The sequence below is a fragment of the Streptomyces sediminimaris genome (assembly GCF_047049295.1).
In the GTDB taxonomy this organism is placed as follows: Bacteria; Actinomycetota; Actinomycetes; order Streptomycetales; family Streptomycetaceae; genus Streptomyces; species Streptomyces sediminimaris.
This window is the reverse complement of record NZ_JBJWOT010000001.1, coordinates 1751696-1764717: the sequence shown is the minus strand read 5'-3', so window position 1 is coordinate 1764717 and position 13022 is coordinate 1751696. Positions and strand designations below refer to the sequence as shown.

At 70.0% G+C, this 13022-nt stretch carries 12 protein-coding genes; 9 read left to right on the top strand and 3 right to left on the bottom strand.

Going from position 1 to position 13022, the window contains the following annotated elements; all coding sequences use genetic code 11:
• Positions 1 to 26: 26 nt before the first annotated feature.
• Positions 27 to 1607, top strand: coding sequence for an ABC transporter substrate-binding protein (locus ACJ9NR_RS08235; protein ID WP_412488965.1), 1581 nt, complete (start codon positions 27 to 29; stop codon positions 1605 to 1607).
• A gap of 146 nt (positions 1608 to 1753) precedes the next feature.
• Here the strand turns inward: ACJ9NR_RS08235 and ACJ9NR_RS08230 are convergent, their stop codons facing one another.
• Both ACJ9NR_RS08230 and ACJ9NR_RS08225 read right to left on the bottom strand, forming a co-directional pair.
• Positions 1754 to 2425, bottom strand: a complete 672-nt coding sequence (locus ACJ9NR_RS08230) for a response regulator (protein WP_016434400.1) — start codon at positions 2423 to 2425, stop codon at positions 1754 to 1756.
• Positions 2426 to 2536: 111 nt separating this feature from the next.
• Positions 2537 to 3541 carry a RecB family exonuclease gene (locus ACJ9NR_RS08225; RefSeq protein WP_412488966.1) on the bottom strand — a complete coding sequence of 335 codons (1005 nt, stop codon included), beginning with the start codon at positions 3539 to 3541 and terminating at the stop codon, positions 2537 to 2539.
• Positions 3542 to 3716: 175 nt separating this feature from the next.
• Here ACJ9NR_RS08225 and ACJ9NR_RS08220 point away from each other — a divergent pair, with 175 nt between their 5' ends.
• The 3 genes from ACJ9NR_RS08220 (at position 3717) to ACJ9NR_RS08210 (ending at position 7174) form a co-directional block, all read left to right on the top strand.
• Positions 3717 to 5405, top strand: a complete 1689-nt coding sequence (locus ACJ9NR_RS08220) for a site-2 protease family protein (protein ID WP_412488967.1) — start codon at positions 3717 to 3719, stop codon at positions 5403 to 5405.
• 73 nt (positions 5406 to 5478) lie between these two features.
• Positions 5479 to 6381, top strand: a complete 903-nt coding sequence (locus tag ACJ9NR_RS08215) for a tRNA (adenine-N1)-methyltransferase (RefSeq protein ID WP_412488968.1) — start codon at positions 5479 to 5481, stop codon at positions 6379 to 6381.
• A 214-nt stretch (positions 6382 to 6595) separates the two neighbouring features.
• Positions 6596 to 7174 carry a hypothetical protein gene (locus ACJ9NR_RS08210; protein ID WP_412488969.1) on the top strand — a complete coding sequence of 193 codons (579 nt, stop codon included), beginning with the start codon at positions 6596 to 6598 and terminating at the stop codon, positions 7172 to 7174.
• A gap of 55 nt (positions 7175 to 7229) precedes the next feature.
• Here the strand turns inward: ACJ9NR_RS08210 and ACJ9NR_RS08205 are convergent, their stop codons facing one another.
• Positions 7230 to 7532, bottom strand: a complete 303-nt coding sequence (locus ACJ9NR_RS08205; protein WP_412488970.1) for a ferredoxin — start codon at positions 7530 to 7532, stop codon at positions 7230 to 7232.
• A 242-nt stretch (positions 7533 to 7774) separates the two neighbouring features.
• Between ACJ9NR_RS08205 and arc the strand changes: the two genes are divergently transcribed.
• The 5 genes from arc (at position 7775) to prcB (ending at position 13013) form a co-directional block, all read left to right on the top strand.
• Positions 7775 to 9541 (top strand): proteasome ATPase, encoded by a 1767-nt coding sequence (arc, locus tag ACJ9NR_RS08200; RefSeq protein WP_412488971.1) that lies wholly within the window; start codon positions 7775 to 7777, stop codon positions 9539 to 9541.
• A gap of 234 nt (positions 9542 to 9775) precedes the next feature.
• Positions 9776 to 11287, top strand: a complete 1512-nt coding sequence (dop, locus tag ACJ9NR_RS08195; protein WP_412488972.1) for a depupylase/deamidase Dop — start codon at positions 9776 to 9778, stop codon at positions 11285 to 11287.
• A 156-nt stretch (positions 11288 to 11443) separates the two neighbouring features.
• The gene (locus ACJ9NR_RS08190; RefSeq protein ID WP_412488973.1) at positions 11444 to 11662 is read left to right on the top strand and encodes a ubiquitin-like protein Pup; all 219 of its coding nucleotides are present in this window, start codon (positions 11444 to 11446) and stop codon (positions 11660 to 11662) included.
• Between the two features lie 173 nt (positions 11663 to 11835).
• Entirely contained in the window at positions 11836 to 12216 is a 381-nt protein-coding gene (locus ACJ9NR_RS08185; RefSeq protein WP_412512686.1) for an endonuclease VII domain-containing protein, read from the top strand.
• Positions 12168 to 13013: a proteasome subunit beta gene (gene prcB / locus ACJ9NR_RS08180; protein ID WP_412488974.1), complete on the top strand. Its 846-nt coding sequence runs from the start codon at positions 12168 to 12170 to the stop codon at positions 13011 to 13013. The genes ACJ9NR_RS08185 and prcB overlap by 49 nt, the downstream gene beginning before the upstream one ends.
• Positions 13014 to 13022 lie beyond the last annotated feature (9 nt).

Sequence of the window (13022 nt, the reverse complement as noted above, 5' to 3'; positions counted from 1 at the left end):
CCGACACCGACGAGAAGGCACGTGCAGTGAAGATGCGCAACCAGTGGCCGGTCCTGCCCGTGGTGGCAGGGCTGGCCTCCGGCCTTTTGACGGGCTGCGGAGCCGGCAGCGGCCATTCCGGGGACACCGGACCCGCCGTCGTCATGGGAATGTCGGACGACGTACTGGCCACCGACCCCGCCTCCGGTTACGACCCGGGTTCCTGGCTGCTGTTCAACAACGTCTTCCAGTCGCTGCTCAGCTTCCCCGACGGGGGCACCGAGCCCGAGCCGGAGGCGGCCGAGTCCTGCGCGTTCACCGACGCCTCGGCCAAGGTCTACAAGTGCACGCTCAAGGACGGCCTGAGGTTCAGCAACGGTGACAAGCTGACCTCCGAGGACGTGAAGTTCTCCTTCGACCGCATGCTCAAGATCAACGACGCGGCGGGTCCGGCGATCATGTTCCCCATGCTGCAGCAGGTCCAGGCGCCGGACGCGAGGACGGTCGTCTTCCGGCTGAAGGATCCCGACGCCACCTTCCCGAGCAAGATCGCCTCCGGCGCGGGCTCGATCGTCGACCACACGCAGTACGACGGCGACAAGCTGCGCAAGGACGGCAAGGCGATCGGCTCCGGCCCGTACAAGCTGGACTCCTTCGACAAGGACAAGGCCGTCTTCTCGGTCAACGACACCTACAAGGGCACCGCCAAGGTCAAGAACTCCGGCGTGACCCTGAAGTTCTTCCACGGCGACCAGTCCGCCCTGAAGAAGGCCCTCCAGGACGGCAAGATCGACATCGCCTACCGCGGCCTGACCGCGAAGGACGTCGCCGACCTGCAGAACGCCGGCAACGACTCGAAGATCGAGGTCGTCGAGGGCAGCAGCGCCGAGGTCCAGCACCTGGTCTTCAACATGAAGGACCCGGTCGCCGGAAAACTCGGCGTGCGCAAGGCCATCGCCTATCTGCTCGACCGCGACGCCCTCATCAAGGAGGTCTACCAGGGCACGGCGACCCCGCTGTACTCGATCATCCCGGCGGGCATCGCGGGCCACAACACGGCGTTCTTCGACACCTACGGCGCCAGCCCCTCGCCGGCCAGGGCCGCCGCGGCCCTGAAGGCCGAGGGCATCACCGGCAAGGTGCGGCTCACCCTCTGGTCCACCCCGTCCCGCTACGGCCCGGCCACGGACCAGGAGCTGAAGGCGATCGCCAAGCAGCTCAACGCCAGCGGGCTGTTCGACGCCGACGTGAAGTCCGTCGCCTTCGACCAGTACGAGAAGGACATCGCCCACGGCAGGTACGGCGTGTACGTGAAGGGCTGGGTGCCGGACTACCCGGACGCCGACAACTTCACGGCGCCGTTCTTCGGCAAGGGCAACGTGCTGAGCAACCACTACAGCAACAGCACCATCACCGGCACGCTCATCCCGCGCACCGCCGCCCAGAGCGACCGCTCCGCGACCGACCGCGACTACGGCCGGCTCCAGGACATCGTCGCCGACCAGCTGCCGGTCCTGCCGGTCTGGCAGGCCAAGCAGTACGCCGTGACCCGGCAGAACGTCTACGGCCTCGAGTACTGCCTGGACGCCTCGACGGTCTTCCGGTTCTGGGAGCTCAGCAAGGACTGAGCGGCGGCGGACACGGAAGAAGGGCGTCCCCCGGCGGGGACGCCCTTCTTCCGTCGCGGCCGCGACCGTGCCGCACCGACGGCCGTCGTCACGGCCACCACACGCACCGCCCCGACGGACCGCCGCCACGGCGACGGCCGCGGGCCCTACTGCGCGCCGGGCCGCACCAGTCCGCTCTCGTAGGCGTACACGGCGGCCTGCACCCGGTCGCGCAGCCCCAGCTTGGTCAGCACATGACCGACGTGCGTCTTCACCGTGGTCTCGCTGACGAACAGGTCAGCGGCGATCTCCGCGTTGGACAGCCCGCGGGCCACCAGCTTCAAGACCTCCACCTCGCGGTCGGTGAGGGTGTGCAGCGTGTCGGGCACGGGCTCGTCGCCGGAGGGCAGATGGGTGGCGTACTTGTCGAGCAGCCGCCGGGTGATGCTCGGCGCCAGCATGGCCTCGCCGCCGGCCACCACACGGATCGCCTGCACCAGCTCGTTGGCCGGCGCGTCCTTCAGCAGGAACCCGCTGGCACCCGCGCGCAGCGCCTCCACCACGTACTCGTCGAGGTCGAAGGTGGTCAGCACCAGCACCTTCGCCGGGCCGTCCCGCCCGGGCCCGGTGATCTGCCGGGTCGCCTCGACCCCGTCCATGCGGGGCATACGGATGTCCATCAGGACCACGTCGGGCTGCAGCGCCCGCACCTGGTCGAGAGCCTGGAGGCCGTCTCCGGCCTCGCCGACGACCGCGATGTCCTGCTCGGCCTCCAGGATCATCCGGAAGCCGGTGCGCAGCAGCGGCTGGTCGTCGACCAGTAGGACGCGGATGGCCACGTAAGTCTCCTTCGCTCGTGCCGGCCCCATTCTGCCCTGCGCGCGGTCACCGGACCCGACCGCCCTCACCGGCGGCCGCGTCCTGCGGGGCCGGCCGGGGCCCGCTCCGGGTCACCCGCCGGCGGCCGGCGGACGGCCGGCCGGTTCCGCCCCGGCCGCCGTCACCGCCAGCGGGTACGGCGGGGGAGTGCCGCCGAACTCCGGGCAGTGGGACCGGTGGTCGCACCAGCCGCAGAGCTTGGTGGGGCGCGGGCGCCAGTCACCGGACTCCGTCGCCTTGCGGATCGCCTCCCACAGGGCCAGCAGCTTGCGCTCCACGCGCTCCAGGTCGGCGACGACGGGATCGTAGGTCAGTACGTCGCCGCTGCCGAGATACACCAGCTGCAGCCGCCGCGGGACGACCTTCTTCAGCCGCCAGACCACCAGGGCGTAGAACTTCATCTGGAACAGCGCGCCCTCGGCGTACTCGGGCCGGGGTGCCTTGCCCGTCTTGTAGTCGACGATCCGCACCTCGCCCGTGGGCGCCACGTCGACCCGGTCGATGATCCCGCGCAGCGTCAGCCCCGAGTCGAGCTCCGTCTCGACGAACAGCTCCCGCTCGACCGGTTCCAGCCGGGTCGGGTCCTCGAGGGTGAACCAGCGCTCGACGAGCTGCTCGGCCTCGCCCAGCCAGCGCGCCAGCCGCTCGCCCTCGGGGTCGTCCTCGAACAACTCCACCACTTCCGGCCTGCTCTCGCGCAGCCGGTCCCACTGCCCGGGGATCAGCGACTTGGCACGCGGCGCGGTCCGGTCCGCGGCCGGGGCGTCGAAGAGCCGCTCCAGAACCGCGTGCACCAGCGTGCCCCGGGTCGCCGCCTCGCTCGGCTTCTCGGGAAGCCGGTCGATGACGCGGAAGCGGTAGAGCAGGGGGCACTGCATGAAGTCACTGGCACGCGAGGGTGAAAGGCTCGCGGGCGCTATGGCCACCGGCACCGGCCCGCTCGCCGCGCCGACCGCGGCGGGTTCCACCGCGGCCACCGCCGGCACCGGCTCCGCACGCTCCTCAGGAACCGGCGCCCCCGCCGGCACCGCACCACTGCCGCCGGCTTCCGCCGTGCCCTCCGCACTCGTCTCCATGCCCCCAGACCTTACGGCCCGCCACTGACAGTGACCCAGCCGCGCCTGTGACGGGCGGGACGCCCGGGAAAACAGGAGGGGTGCCGGGGCGGAACACACCACGACGGCCGCATACCATCGACCTCAGACCCTTTCGCCCGGCAGGCGCGGAAGACGCTTCGAACGAGGGGACATCGTGGACGAGAGCGGCGGGAGCGGGCAGCCGCGGTCCGGCACCGACGAGCCGGCCGAGCACCACGCAGGGCCGGTGGCCCCGGCCGCCCCCTCAACCACCCCGGCCGACGGCGACGGACGTCCCGCGAAGGCCACCGAGGGGGAGGACGGCAGCGGGACCGGGGACGGGGGCGTACGGGACCGGGACGCCCCCCAGGACGCCACCGCCCCGAAGGCCCGCCCTGCGGACGGTGCCCGCGAGGAGCCCGCGGCCGGCCAGGACGGCGGGGACACCGCGGCCTGCCAGGACGGCAGGGACACCGCGGACGGCCACATCCCCGCCCGCACTCCTCCCGCCGACGACCGCTCCGCGGAGGACCGCACCTCCCGCCTATCCGACAACACCAACAGCTCAGACATCTCTGGCACCTCGGGCAGCTCAGGCAGCTCAGGCACCTCAGGCACCTCCGGCACCAGCCACCCCTCCAGTCACGAGCGCACCCTCGCCCACTCCGGCTCCACCAGGACCCGCCCGCCCCGGCGCCCCGAGTCCCCCCGAGGCGGCCTGCTGATGGGGCGGCCCTTCGGCGTCCCCGTCTACGTGGCGCCCAGCTGGTTCCTCGTCGCCGCCCTGATCACCTGGGTCTTCGGCGGGCAGCTCGACCGCGTGCTGCCCGGACTCGGCGCCGCCCGCTACCTCGTCTCCCTCTTCTTCGCGGTCGCCTTCTACGCCTCCGTCCTCATCCACGAACTGGCCCACACGGTCGCGGCCCTGCGCTTCAAGCTCCCCGTGCGCCGCATCCAGCTCCAGTTCTTCGGCGGCGTCTCCGAGATCGAGAAGGAGGCCGAGACACCCGGCCGGGAGTTCGTGCTGGCCTTCGTCGGCCCACTGCTCTCCCTGGTCCTCGCCGGCCTCTTCTACGCCGCCATGCAGCCCGTCGAGCCCGGCACCGTCCTCGGTGTCCTGCTGGCCGGGCTGATGATCTCCAACCTGATCGTAGCCATCTTCAACCTCCTGCCCGGCCTCCCCCTCGACGGCGGCCGGATGCTGCGCGCGGTCGTCTGGAAGATCACCGGCAAGCCCATGAGCGGCACCGTCGCCGCCGCCTGGGTCGGCCGCGCGCTCGCCGTCTCCGTCCTGATCGGCCTGCCGCTGCTCACCCAGTCCGGTGCCCTCGGCTCCACCGCCGAGGACAGCGTCGGCATGGACACGGTCACCGACGCCCTGCTCGCCGCGATCCTCGCGGCCATCATCTGGACCGGCGCCGGCAACAGCCTGCGCATGGCACGGCTCCGGGAGCACCTGCCGGAGCTGCGCGCCCGCAACCTCACCCGCCGCGCCGTCCCGGTCGAGACCGACACCCCCCTCTCCGAGGCCCTGCGCCGGGCCAACGCCGCCGGCGCCCGCGCCCTGGTCGTCGTCGACCCCGACGGCACGCCCCTGTCCCTGGTACGCGAGGCCGCCATCGTCGGCGTACCGGAGCACCGCCGCCCCTGGGTCGCCGTCAGCGGCCTCGCCCAGGAGCTCACCGACGGCATGCGCGTCTCGGCGGAACTGGCGGGCGAGGACCTCCTCGACGTCCTGCGGGCCACCCCCGCCACCGAGTACCTGGTGGTCGAGGAGACCGGTGAGATCTACGGCGTCCTGTCGGCGGCCGACGTCGAGCGGGCCTTCGTCAAGGCCATGGCCCGCCCCTCCCAGACCTCGTAGGCCCGGTCCGGTGGCCGGTCCGGTGGCCGGTCCGGTGGTCGGCGGTCCCGGCAAACCCCGGTAGGCTGTTCACATGTCCGAACCGACCGGTGCCGCCCGCAGGCGCGGGCCCTTCAAGGTCGGGGACCAGGTACAGCTGACCGACCCCAAGGGCCGCCACTACACGTTCACGCTCGAGGCCGGGAAGAACTTCCACACCCACAAGGGTTCCTTCCCGCACGACGAGCTGATCGGCGCTCCCGAGGGCAGCGTTGTCCGCACCACCGGTAACGTCGCCTACCTCGCGCTGCGCCCCCTGCTCCCCGACTACGTCCTGTCCATGCCCCGCGGGGCGGCCGTCGTCTACCCCAAGGACGCCGGGCAGATCCTCGCCTTCGCCGACATCTTCCCCGGCGCGCGCGTCGTGGAGGCAGGCGTCGGCTCCGGCTCGCTCAGCAGCTTCCTGCTGCGCGCCATCGGCGACCAGGGCATGCTGCACAGCTACGAGCGCCGCGAGGACTTCGCGGAGATCGCGCGGCAGAACGTGGAGCGCTACTTCGGCGGCCCCCACCCCGCCTGGCAGCTCACCGTCGGCGACCTCCAGGACAACCTGTCGGACGCCGACGTCGACCGCGTCATCCTCGACATGCTCGCCCCCTGGGAGTGCCTGGAGGCCGTCTCCAAGGCGCTCGTGCCCGGCGGCATCCTGTGCTGCTACGTCGCCACCACCACCCAGCTCGCCCGGACCGTCGAGTCCATCCGCGAGATCGGCTGCTTCAACGAGCCGACCTCCTGGGAGACCATGATCCGCAACTGGCACATCGAGGGCCTGGCCGTCCGCCCGGACCACCGGATGATCGGACACACCGGCTTCCTCCTCACCGCCCGCCGCCTCGCGGACGGCGTCGAGCCGCCCATGCGCCGCCGCCGTCCCGCCAAGGGCGCCTACGGCGAGGACTACGCCGGTCCCAACGCCGACGGAGGCTCCGGCCGCTAGGGCGTGCCGCACTCAACGAACGGGCGCCGGGGTCGAGTTCCGGAAGACATCCGGAACTCGACCCCGGCGCCCTTCTGTTGACATGGCGGAGCAAATCGAACAATCCCGGCGGGAAGTCGCCGAGGAACCGAACACCCCGCCGTTCCGCCCCACTGTGACGTGTGGCACGATGCAGCCACCCCCACCGGCACAGCCCTCACAGGAGACGCTCCTAGTGCAGCAATCCGCCGTTCCGGAACTGGCACACGCGCAGACCCGGCCCATCCACTGGGTCGCCACCGCCACGGCCGTAGCGGGCGTCATGGCCCTCTCCTCGCTCCTGCAGCCCGACTCGGCCACCGCCGCCCAGCCGCAGGCCGGCCGCCCCGGGTCCAAGGCCGCCCACGCGGTGGCCGCGCCCGGCACCGCCGGCGTCGCGTTCCCCCTGACGTGCGGCCCGGTGAAGGCCGTCGTGCGGAAGAAGGCCACCGGCGACCTCGACGGCGACGGCCGCCCGGAGACGGTCGCGGTGGTGCACTGCGACGCCCCCATGGGCACCCCACCCGACGGCGTCTACGTCCTCACACGCGCCAAGGACGGCACCCCCCGCGTGGTGGCCACCCTCACCGACCCCAAGGCCGGGGACACGGTGAGTGACCTGGCGGTGCGGGACGGAGCGGTCTTCGCCACCCTGCTCGGCTACTCCTCGAAGGACGTGCCGCGCTGCTGCCCGGACGTCACCGACCACGCGGAATGGCAGTGGAAAAACGGCTCGTTCGCGCGCTCGACATCCGCCGGGACGCACAGCGTCTGAACCGCGCGTGCGGCATGTGAGATTTCAGACAATCTGACGCTCCGTACTCGGACGGCTACGGTGCGTCCGGGCCGTGGACCTCCGCCCCGTCCGAGGCCCGCCGTACGTGGATGCACTCGCCCGGACACTCCCGGGCCGAATCCACCACGTCGGTCAGAAGCGGCAGGGGTACGGGCGTCGTGGCGCCCTTGGCCTGCAGGAGCTCGTCGTCCGGGCCCTTGACGTAGGCCAGCCCGTCGATGTCCAGCTCGAACACCTCCGGCGCGTACTGAGCGCAGATACCGTCGCCGGTGCACAGGTCCTGATCGATCCAGACCTCCAGCGTCTCGCCGGAACCGGCCTCTTGCTGCACGCTCATGTCTCCTGCCGTTTACAAGTCGGGCGGGCGGGAATCCGGCCAGCTCTGACGGGTGTTGAACACTTCGACCCTACCTGGGGCAGCTTTCCAATCATGTTCGGTGGGTATTCCCTGGCGTGAGGGAGAGCGCAAGGGTGAAGATCGGACACACCCCGACCGTCTTTGTGATCTAGGGGTTTCAATCGACACCCACCCAGGTAGGGTCTGGAAGCGTCCAGCTCCCCTTGGAGGAGGTGAGGACCGTGGCAGCCCACGACGACGACATGAACCGCGGCATCCGCCCGGGACGAGGGTCCGAAGACCCCGCCGGGCAGATTGCCTACCTTGAGCAGGAGATCGCCGTCCTGCGACGCAAGCTCGCCGACTCTCCGCGACACACGAGGATTCTCGAAGAGCGGATCGTCGAGCTGCAGACCAACCTGGCCGGCGTGTCCGCCCAGAACGAGCGACTCGCCAACACGCTCCGTGAGGCCCGTGACCAGATCGTGGCCCTCAAGGAAGAGGTCGACCGGCTGGCGCAGCCGCCCGCCGGGTTCGGCGTCTTCCTGCAGGCGAACGAGGACGGCACGGCCGACATCTTCACCGGGGGCCGCAAGCTCCGGGTGAACGTCAGCCCCAGCGTCGACCTCGAAGAGCTCCGGCGCGGCCAGGAAGTGATGCTCAACGAAGCGCTCAACGTGGTCGAGGCCATGGAGTTCGAGCGCGCCGGAGAGATCGTCACCCTCAAGGAGATCCTCGAGGACGGCGAGCGCGCCCTGGTGCTCGGGCACACCGACGAGGAACGGGTGGTACGACTCGCCGAGCCGCTGCTCGACGTGAACATCCGTGCCGGTGACGCCCTGCTGCTCGAGCCCCGCTCCGGCTACGTCTACGAGATCATCCCGAAGAGCGAGGTCGAGGAACTCGTCCTCGAAGAGGTGCCCGACATCGGCTACGAGCAGATCGGCGGTCTGGGCGGCCAGATCGAAGCGATCCGCGACGCCGTCGAGCTGCCCTACCTCTACCCCGACCTGTTCAGGGAGCACGAGCTGCGTCCGCCCAAGGGCGTACTGCTCTACGGGCCTCCCGGATGCGGCAAGACGCTCATCGCCAAGGCCGTCGCCAATTCGCTGGCCAAGAAGGTCGCCGAGGTCACCGGTCAGGCCGCCGGCAAGAGCTTCTTCCTCAACATCAAGGGCCCCGAGCTGCTGAACAAGTACGTCGGCGAGACCGAGCGGCAGATCCGCCTGGTCTTCCAGCGCGCCCGTGAGAAGGCCAGCGAGGGCACTCCCGTCATCGTCTTCTTCGACGAGATGGAGTCGCTCTTCCGCACTCGCGGCTCCGGCGTCAGCTCGGACGTGGAGAACACCATCGTCCCCCAGCTGCTCGCCGAGATCGACGGTGTCGAGGGTCTGCAGAACGTGGTCGTGATCGGCGCCTCCAACCGCGAGGACATGATCGACCCCGCCATCCTGCGCCCGGGCCGCCTGGACGTGAAGATCAAGATCGAGCGTCCCGACGCCGAGGCCGCCAAGGACATCTTCGGCAAGTACCTCACCGAGCGCCTCCCGCTGCACGGCGACGACCTGGGCGAGCACGGCGGCGACAAGGCGTCCACCGTCGAGAGCATGATCCAGACGGCGGTCGAGCAGATGTACGCGGAATCCGAGGAGAACCGCTTCCTGGAGGTCACCTACGCCAACGGTGACAAGGAGGTCCTGTACTTCAAGGACTTCAACTCCGGCGCCATGATCGAGAACATCGTCGGCCGCGCCAAGAAGATGGCGATCAAGGACTTCCTCGACCACAACCAGAAGGGACTCAGGGTCTCCCACCTCCTCCAGGCCTGTGTGGACGAGTTCAAGGAGAACGAGGACCTGCCCAACACCACCAACCCGGACGACTGGGCCCGGATCTCCGGAAAGAAGGGCGAACGGATCGTCTACATCCGTACCCTCATCACCGGAAAGCAGGGCGCGGACACCGGACGCTCCATCGACACGGTGGCGAACACCGGTCAGTACCTGTAAAAGACAGGGCGGCTGCGGGTGCCCTCACCGGGTACCCGCAGCCGACTGTTTTTCAGGCCACGGCTGGAGCAAGGCAATGACGCAAATGATCTCCCCACCAGCGCAAAGCCGTTCTAGGCTCTTCGGTACCGCCGAGTCGCGCAGTGCGGGGACGGGCACCGCACACGCACCGGAGCGCCAGCGGTACTTGAGCAGCGCCCCCGACCGAGGGCGCCGCCGGGCAAGGAGGGCCGCATGACCGTACGGCGAGTAATGGGCATCGAGACGGAGTACGGCATTTCCGTCCCCGGCCACCCCAACGCCAATGCCATGCTCACCTCGTCCCAGATCGTCAACGCCTACGCGGCGGCGATGCACCGGGCCCGCCGGGCCCGCTGGGACTTCGAGGAGGAGAACCCGCTACGGGACGCGCGGGGCTTCGACCTCGCGCGCGAGGCCGCCGACGCCAGCCAGCTCACGGACGAGGACATCGGCCTCGCCAACGTGATCCTCACCAACGGCGCACGGCTCTACGTGGACCACGCGCACCCCGAGTACAGCGCCCCCGAGGTCACCAATCCGCGCGACGCCGTCCTGTGGGACAAGGCCGGCGAGCGGATCATGGCCGAGGCGGCCGAGCGCGCGGCCCAGCTGCCGGGGGCGCAGCCGATCCATCTCTACAAGAACAACACCGACAACAAGGGCGCCTCCTACGGCACGCACGAGAACTACCTGATGAAGCGGGAGACCCCCTTCTCGGACATCGTGCGCCACCTCACGCCCTTCTTCGTCTCCCGCCAGGTCGTCACCGGCGCCGGCCGCGTCGGCATCGGTCAGGACGGCCACGAGCACGGCTTCCAGCTCAGCCAGCGCGCGGACTACTTCGAGGTCGAGGTGGGCCTGGAGACGACGCTGAAGCGCCCGATCATCAACACGCGCGACGAGCCGCACGCCGACGCGGAGAAGTACCGCCGCCTGCACGTCATCATCGGCGACGCCAACCTCTCCGAGATCTCCACCTACCTCAAGCTGGGCACCACCGCCCTGGTCCTGTCCATGATCGAGGACGGCTTCATCGCGGTGGACCTCGCCGTCGACCAGCCGGTGCGCACGCTGCACCAGGTGTCGCACGACCCTTCCCTGCGGCACCTGGTCACGCTCCGCAGCGGCCGCACGCTCACCGCGGTCCAGCTCCAGATGGAGTACTTCGAGCTGTCCCGCAAGTACGTCGAGGAGCGCTTCGGCTCCGACGCCGACGAGCAGACCAAGGACGTCCTGGCCCGCTGGGAGGACACCCTCAACCGCCTGGAGAACGACCCGATGAGCCTGGCCGGCGAGCTGGACTGGGTCGCCAAGCGGGAGCTCATGGAGGGCTACCGGCGCCGGGACAGCCTGGACTGGGACGCCGCCCGCCTGCACCTGGTGGACCTCCAGTACGCCGACGTACGGCCCGAGAAGGGCCTCTACAACCGTCTGGCGGCCCGCGGCCGGATCAAGCGCCTGCTGGGCGAGGACGACGTCGAGAGGGCCCGTACGAGCCCTCCGGAGGACACACGCGCGTACTTCCGCGGCCGCTGCCTCGAGCAGTACGCCGATGACGTCGCGGCCGCCTCCTGGGACTCCGTGATCTTCGACCTCCCGGGGCGGGACTCGCTGCAGCGCGTCCCAACCCTCGAACCGCTTCGCGGAACGCGAAATCACGTCAAGGAGCTCCTGGACCGCTGCCGCACGGCGGAGGACCTGGTCAGGGTGCTGTCCGGCAACTGACGGGGTACCCGGGGCCGATGCGGCCCAACAGGGTGGAAAACCTGGCGTAAGGGAATCATCGAGGTGGTCCCCGGACGTTGAGGGAACTGCGGGGCCGATGTCGGACCCTGCTTGTAGGGTCTGATCAAGAACGTCGAACCGAGCGGGGTGAGGGTTATGGCGACCAAGGACACCGGCGGCGGCCAGCAGAAGGCGACGCATTCCACCGAGGAGGTCGAGGAGCAGGCGCAGGACGCGCAGGGCTCCGAGGACCTCAAGGAGCGCCACGAGAAGCTGAGCGACGACGTGGACTCCGTCCTGGACGAGATCGACGACGTGCTCGAGGAGAACGCCGAGGATTTCGTTCGGTCGTTCGTTCAGAAAGGCGGCGAGTAGCCTTCAGTTTGAAGGGTGCGCGGGCCTGGGATCTCGGCAATCGGAGAAGGTGCGAAGTGCCGCGTGCGGTGCGGTCGGACCAAACCGCTCGCGGCGTTCGCTCGGGGACGGTCCGAGTCGGAGGGTTCGCCCCGACGTGGAGGTCCCAGAGGAGCGCAAGCTCTGTCTGAAGCGTGGTGAGGTCAGGCCGCGGGGCGAGTGGCACCGCAACGCGCCGGCTTCGCACGGGCGGGCCACGCGCCGCGAGGCGTGCCGGGCCACCGAGGGCCGGGCAGGCCCTCAAGCGCCGGTACGGCCGCACCGGAGCCGAGCGTGACGAGACGGTCGCCTCTCGGAGGGGGCTGCGCGTGATCTGCCCAAGGGTTCCCGCCGTGCATGTGGATCATTGCCGAAGGACGGGTAGGGTCCGAGGCGTACTGTGCTTCAACTGCAATTCGGCCATCGGCAAGTTGGGTGACGATCCCGACGCCGTCCGCCGGGCCGCCGCTTACTCGGAAGGAATCGCGTGGAAGCCAACACTCGTAGCACCGGGCGTCTGCCAGCTGCCTTCCTGACGCCTGGGTCCTCGTCCTTCATGGACTTCCTGTCGGAGCACCAGCCGGAGATGCTGCCGGGCAACCGCCGGCTGCCGCCCACCCAGGGGGTCATCGAGGCGCCGCACGGCACCACCATCGTGGCCGTGGCCTTCGCGGGCGGGGTCGTGCTCGCCGGTGACCGCCGCGCCACCATGGGCAACGTGATCGCCCAGCGCGACATCGAGAAGGTCTTCCCGGCCGACGAGTACTCGGCCGTCGGCATCGCCGGCACCGCCGGTCTCGCGGTCGAGATGGTCAAGCTGTTCCAGCTGGAGCTGGAGCACTTCGAGAAGGTCGAGGGGGCGCAGCTCTCCCTCGAGGGCAAGGCGAACCGGCTGTCGACCATGATCCGTTCCAACCTGGGCATGGCCATGCAGGGTCTGGCCGTGGTCCCCCTCTTCGCCGGGTACGACGTGGACCGGGAGAAGGGCCGGATCTTCTCCTACGACGTCACGGGCGGCCGCAGCGAGGAGCACGGCTACGCGGCCACGGGCTCCGGATCGATCTTCGCCCGCGGAGCCATGAAGAAGCTCTACCGGGACGACCTCGACGAGAGCCAGGCCACCACGCTCGTGGTACAGGCCCTCTACGACGCGGCAGACGACGACTCGGCGACCGGTGGTCCCGATGTCGCCCGCCGGATCTACCCGATCGTCACCGTGATCACCGAGGACGGTTTCCGCCGGCTGACGGAGGACGAGTCCTCCGAGATCGCCCGTTCCGTGCTGGAGCGGCGGCTGGAGCAGCCCGACGGTCCGCGGGCCGCGCTGCTGTAGCCGGCGGCC

What these genes read in the sequence shown, in the direction of transcription:
- ACJ9NR_RS08225 (WP_412488966.1), bottom strand. Translation starts at nt 3,541, where the DNA reads ATGGAGACGAGTGCGGAGGGCACGGCGGAAGCCGGCGGCAGTGGTGCG.
- ACJ9NR_RS08215 (WP_412488968.1), top strand. Translation starts at nt 5,479, where the DNA reads ATGTCCGAACCGACCGGTGCCGCCCGCAGGCGCGGGCCCTTCAAGGTC.
- ACJ9NR_RS08205 (WP_412488970.1), bottom strand. Translation starts at nt 7,532, where the DNA reads ATGAGCGTGCAGCAAGAGGCCGGTTCCGGCGAGACGCTGGAGGTCTGG.
- dop (WP_412488972.1), top strand. Translation starts at nt 9,776, where the DNA reads ATGACCGTACGGCGAGTAATGGGCATCGAGACGGAGTACGGCATTTCC.
- ACJ9NR_RS08190 (WP_412488973.1), top strand. Translation starts at nt 11,444, where the DNA reads ATGGCGACCAAGGACACCGGCGGCGGCCAGCAGAAGGCGACGCATTCC.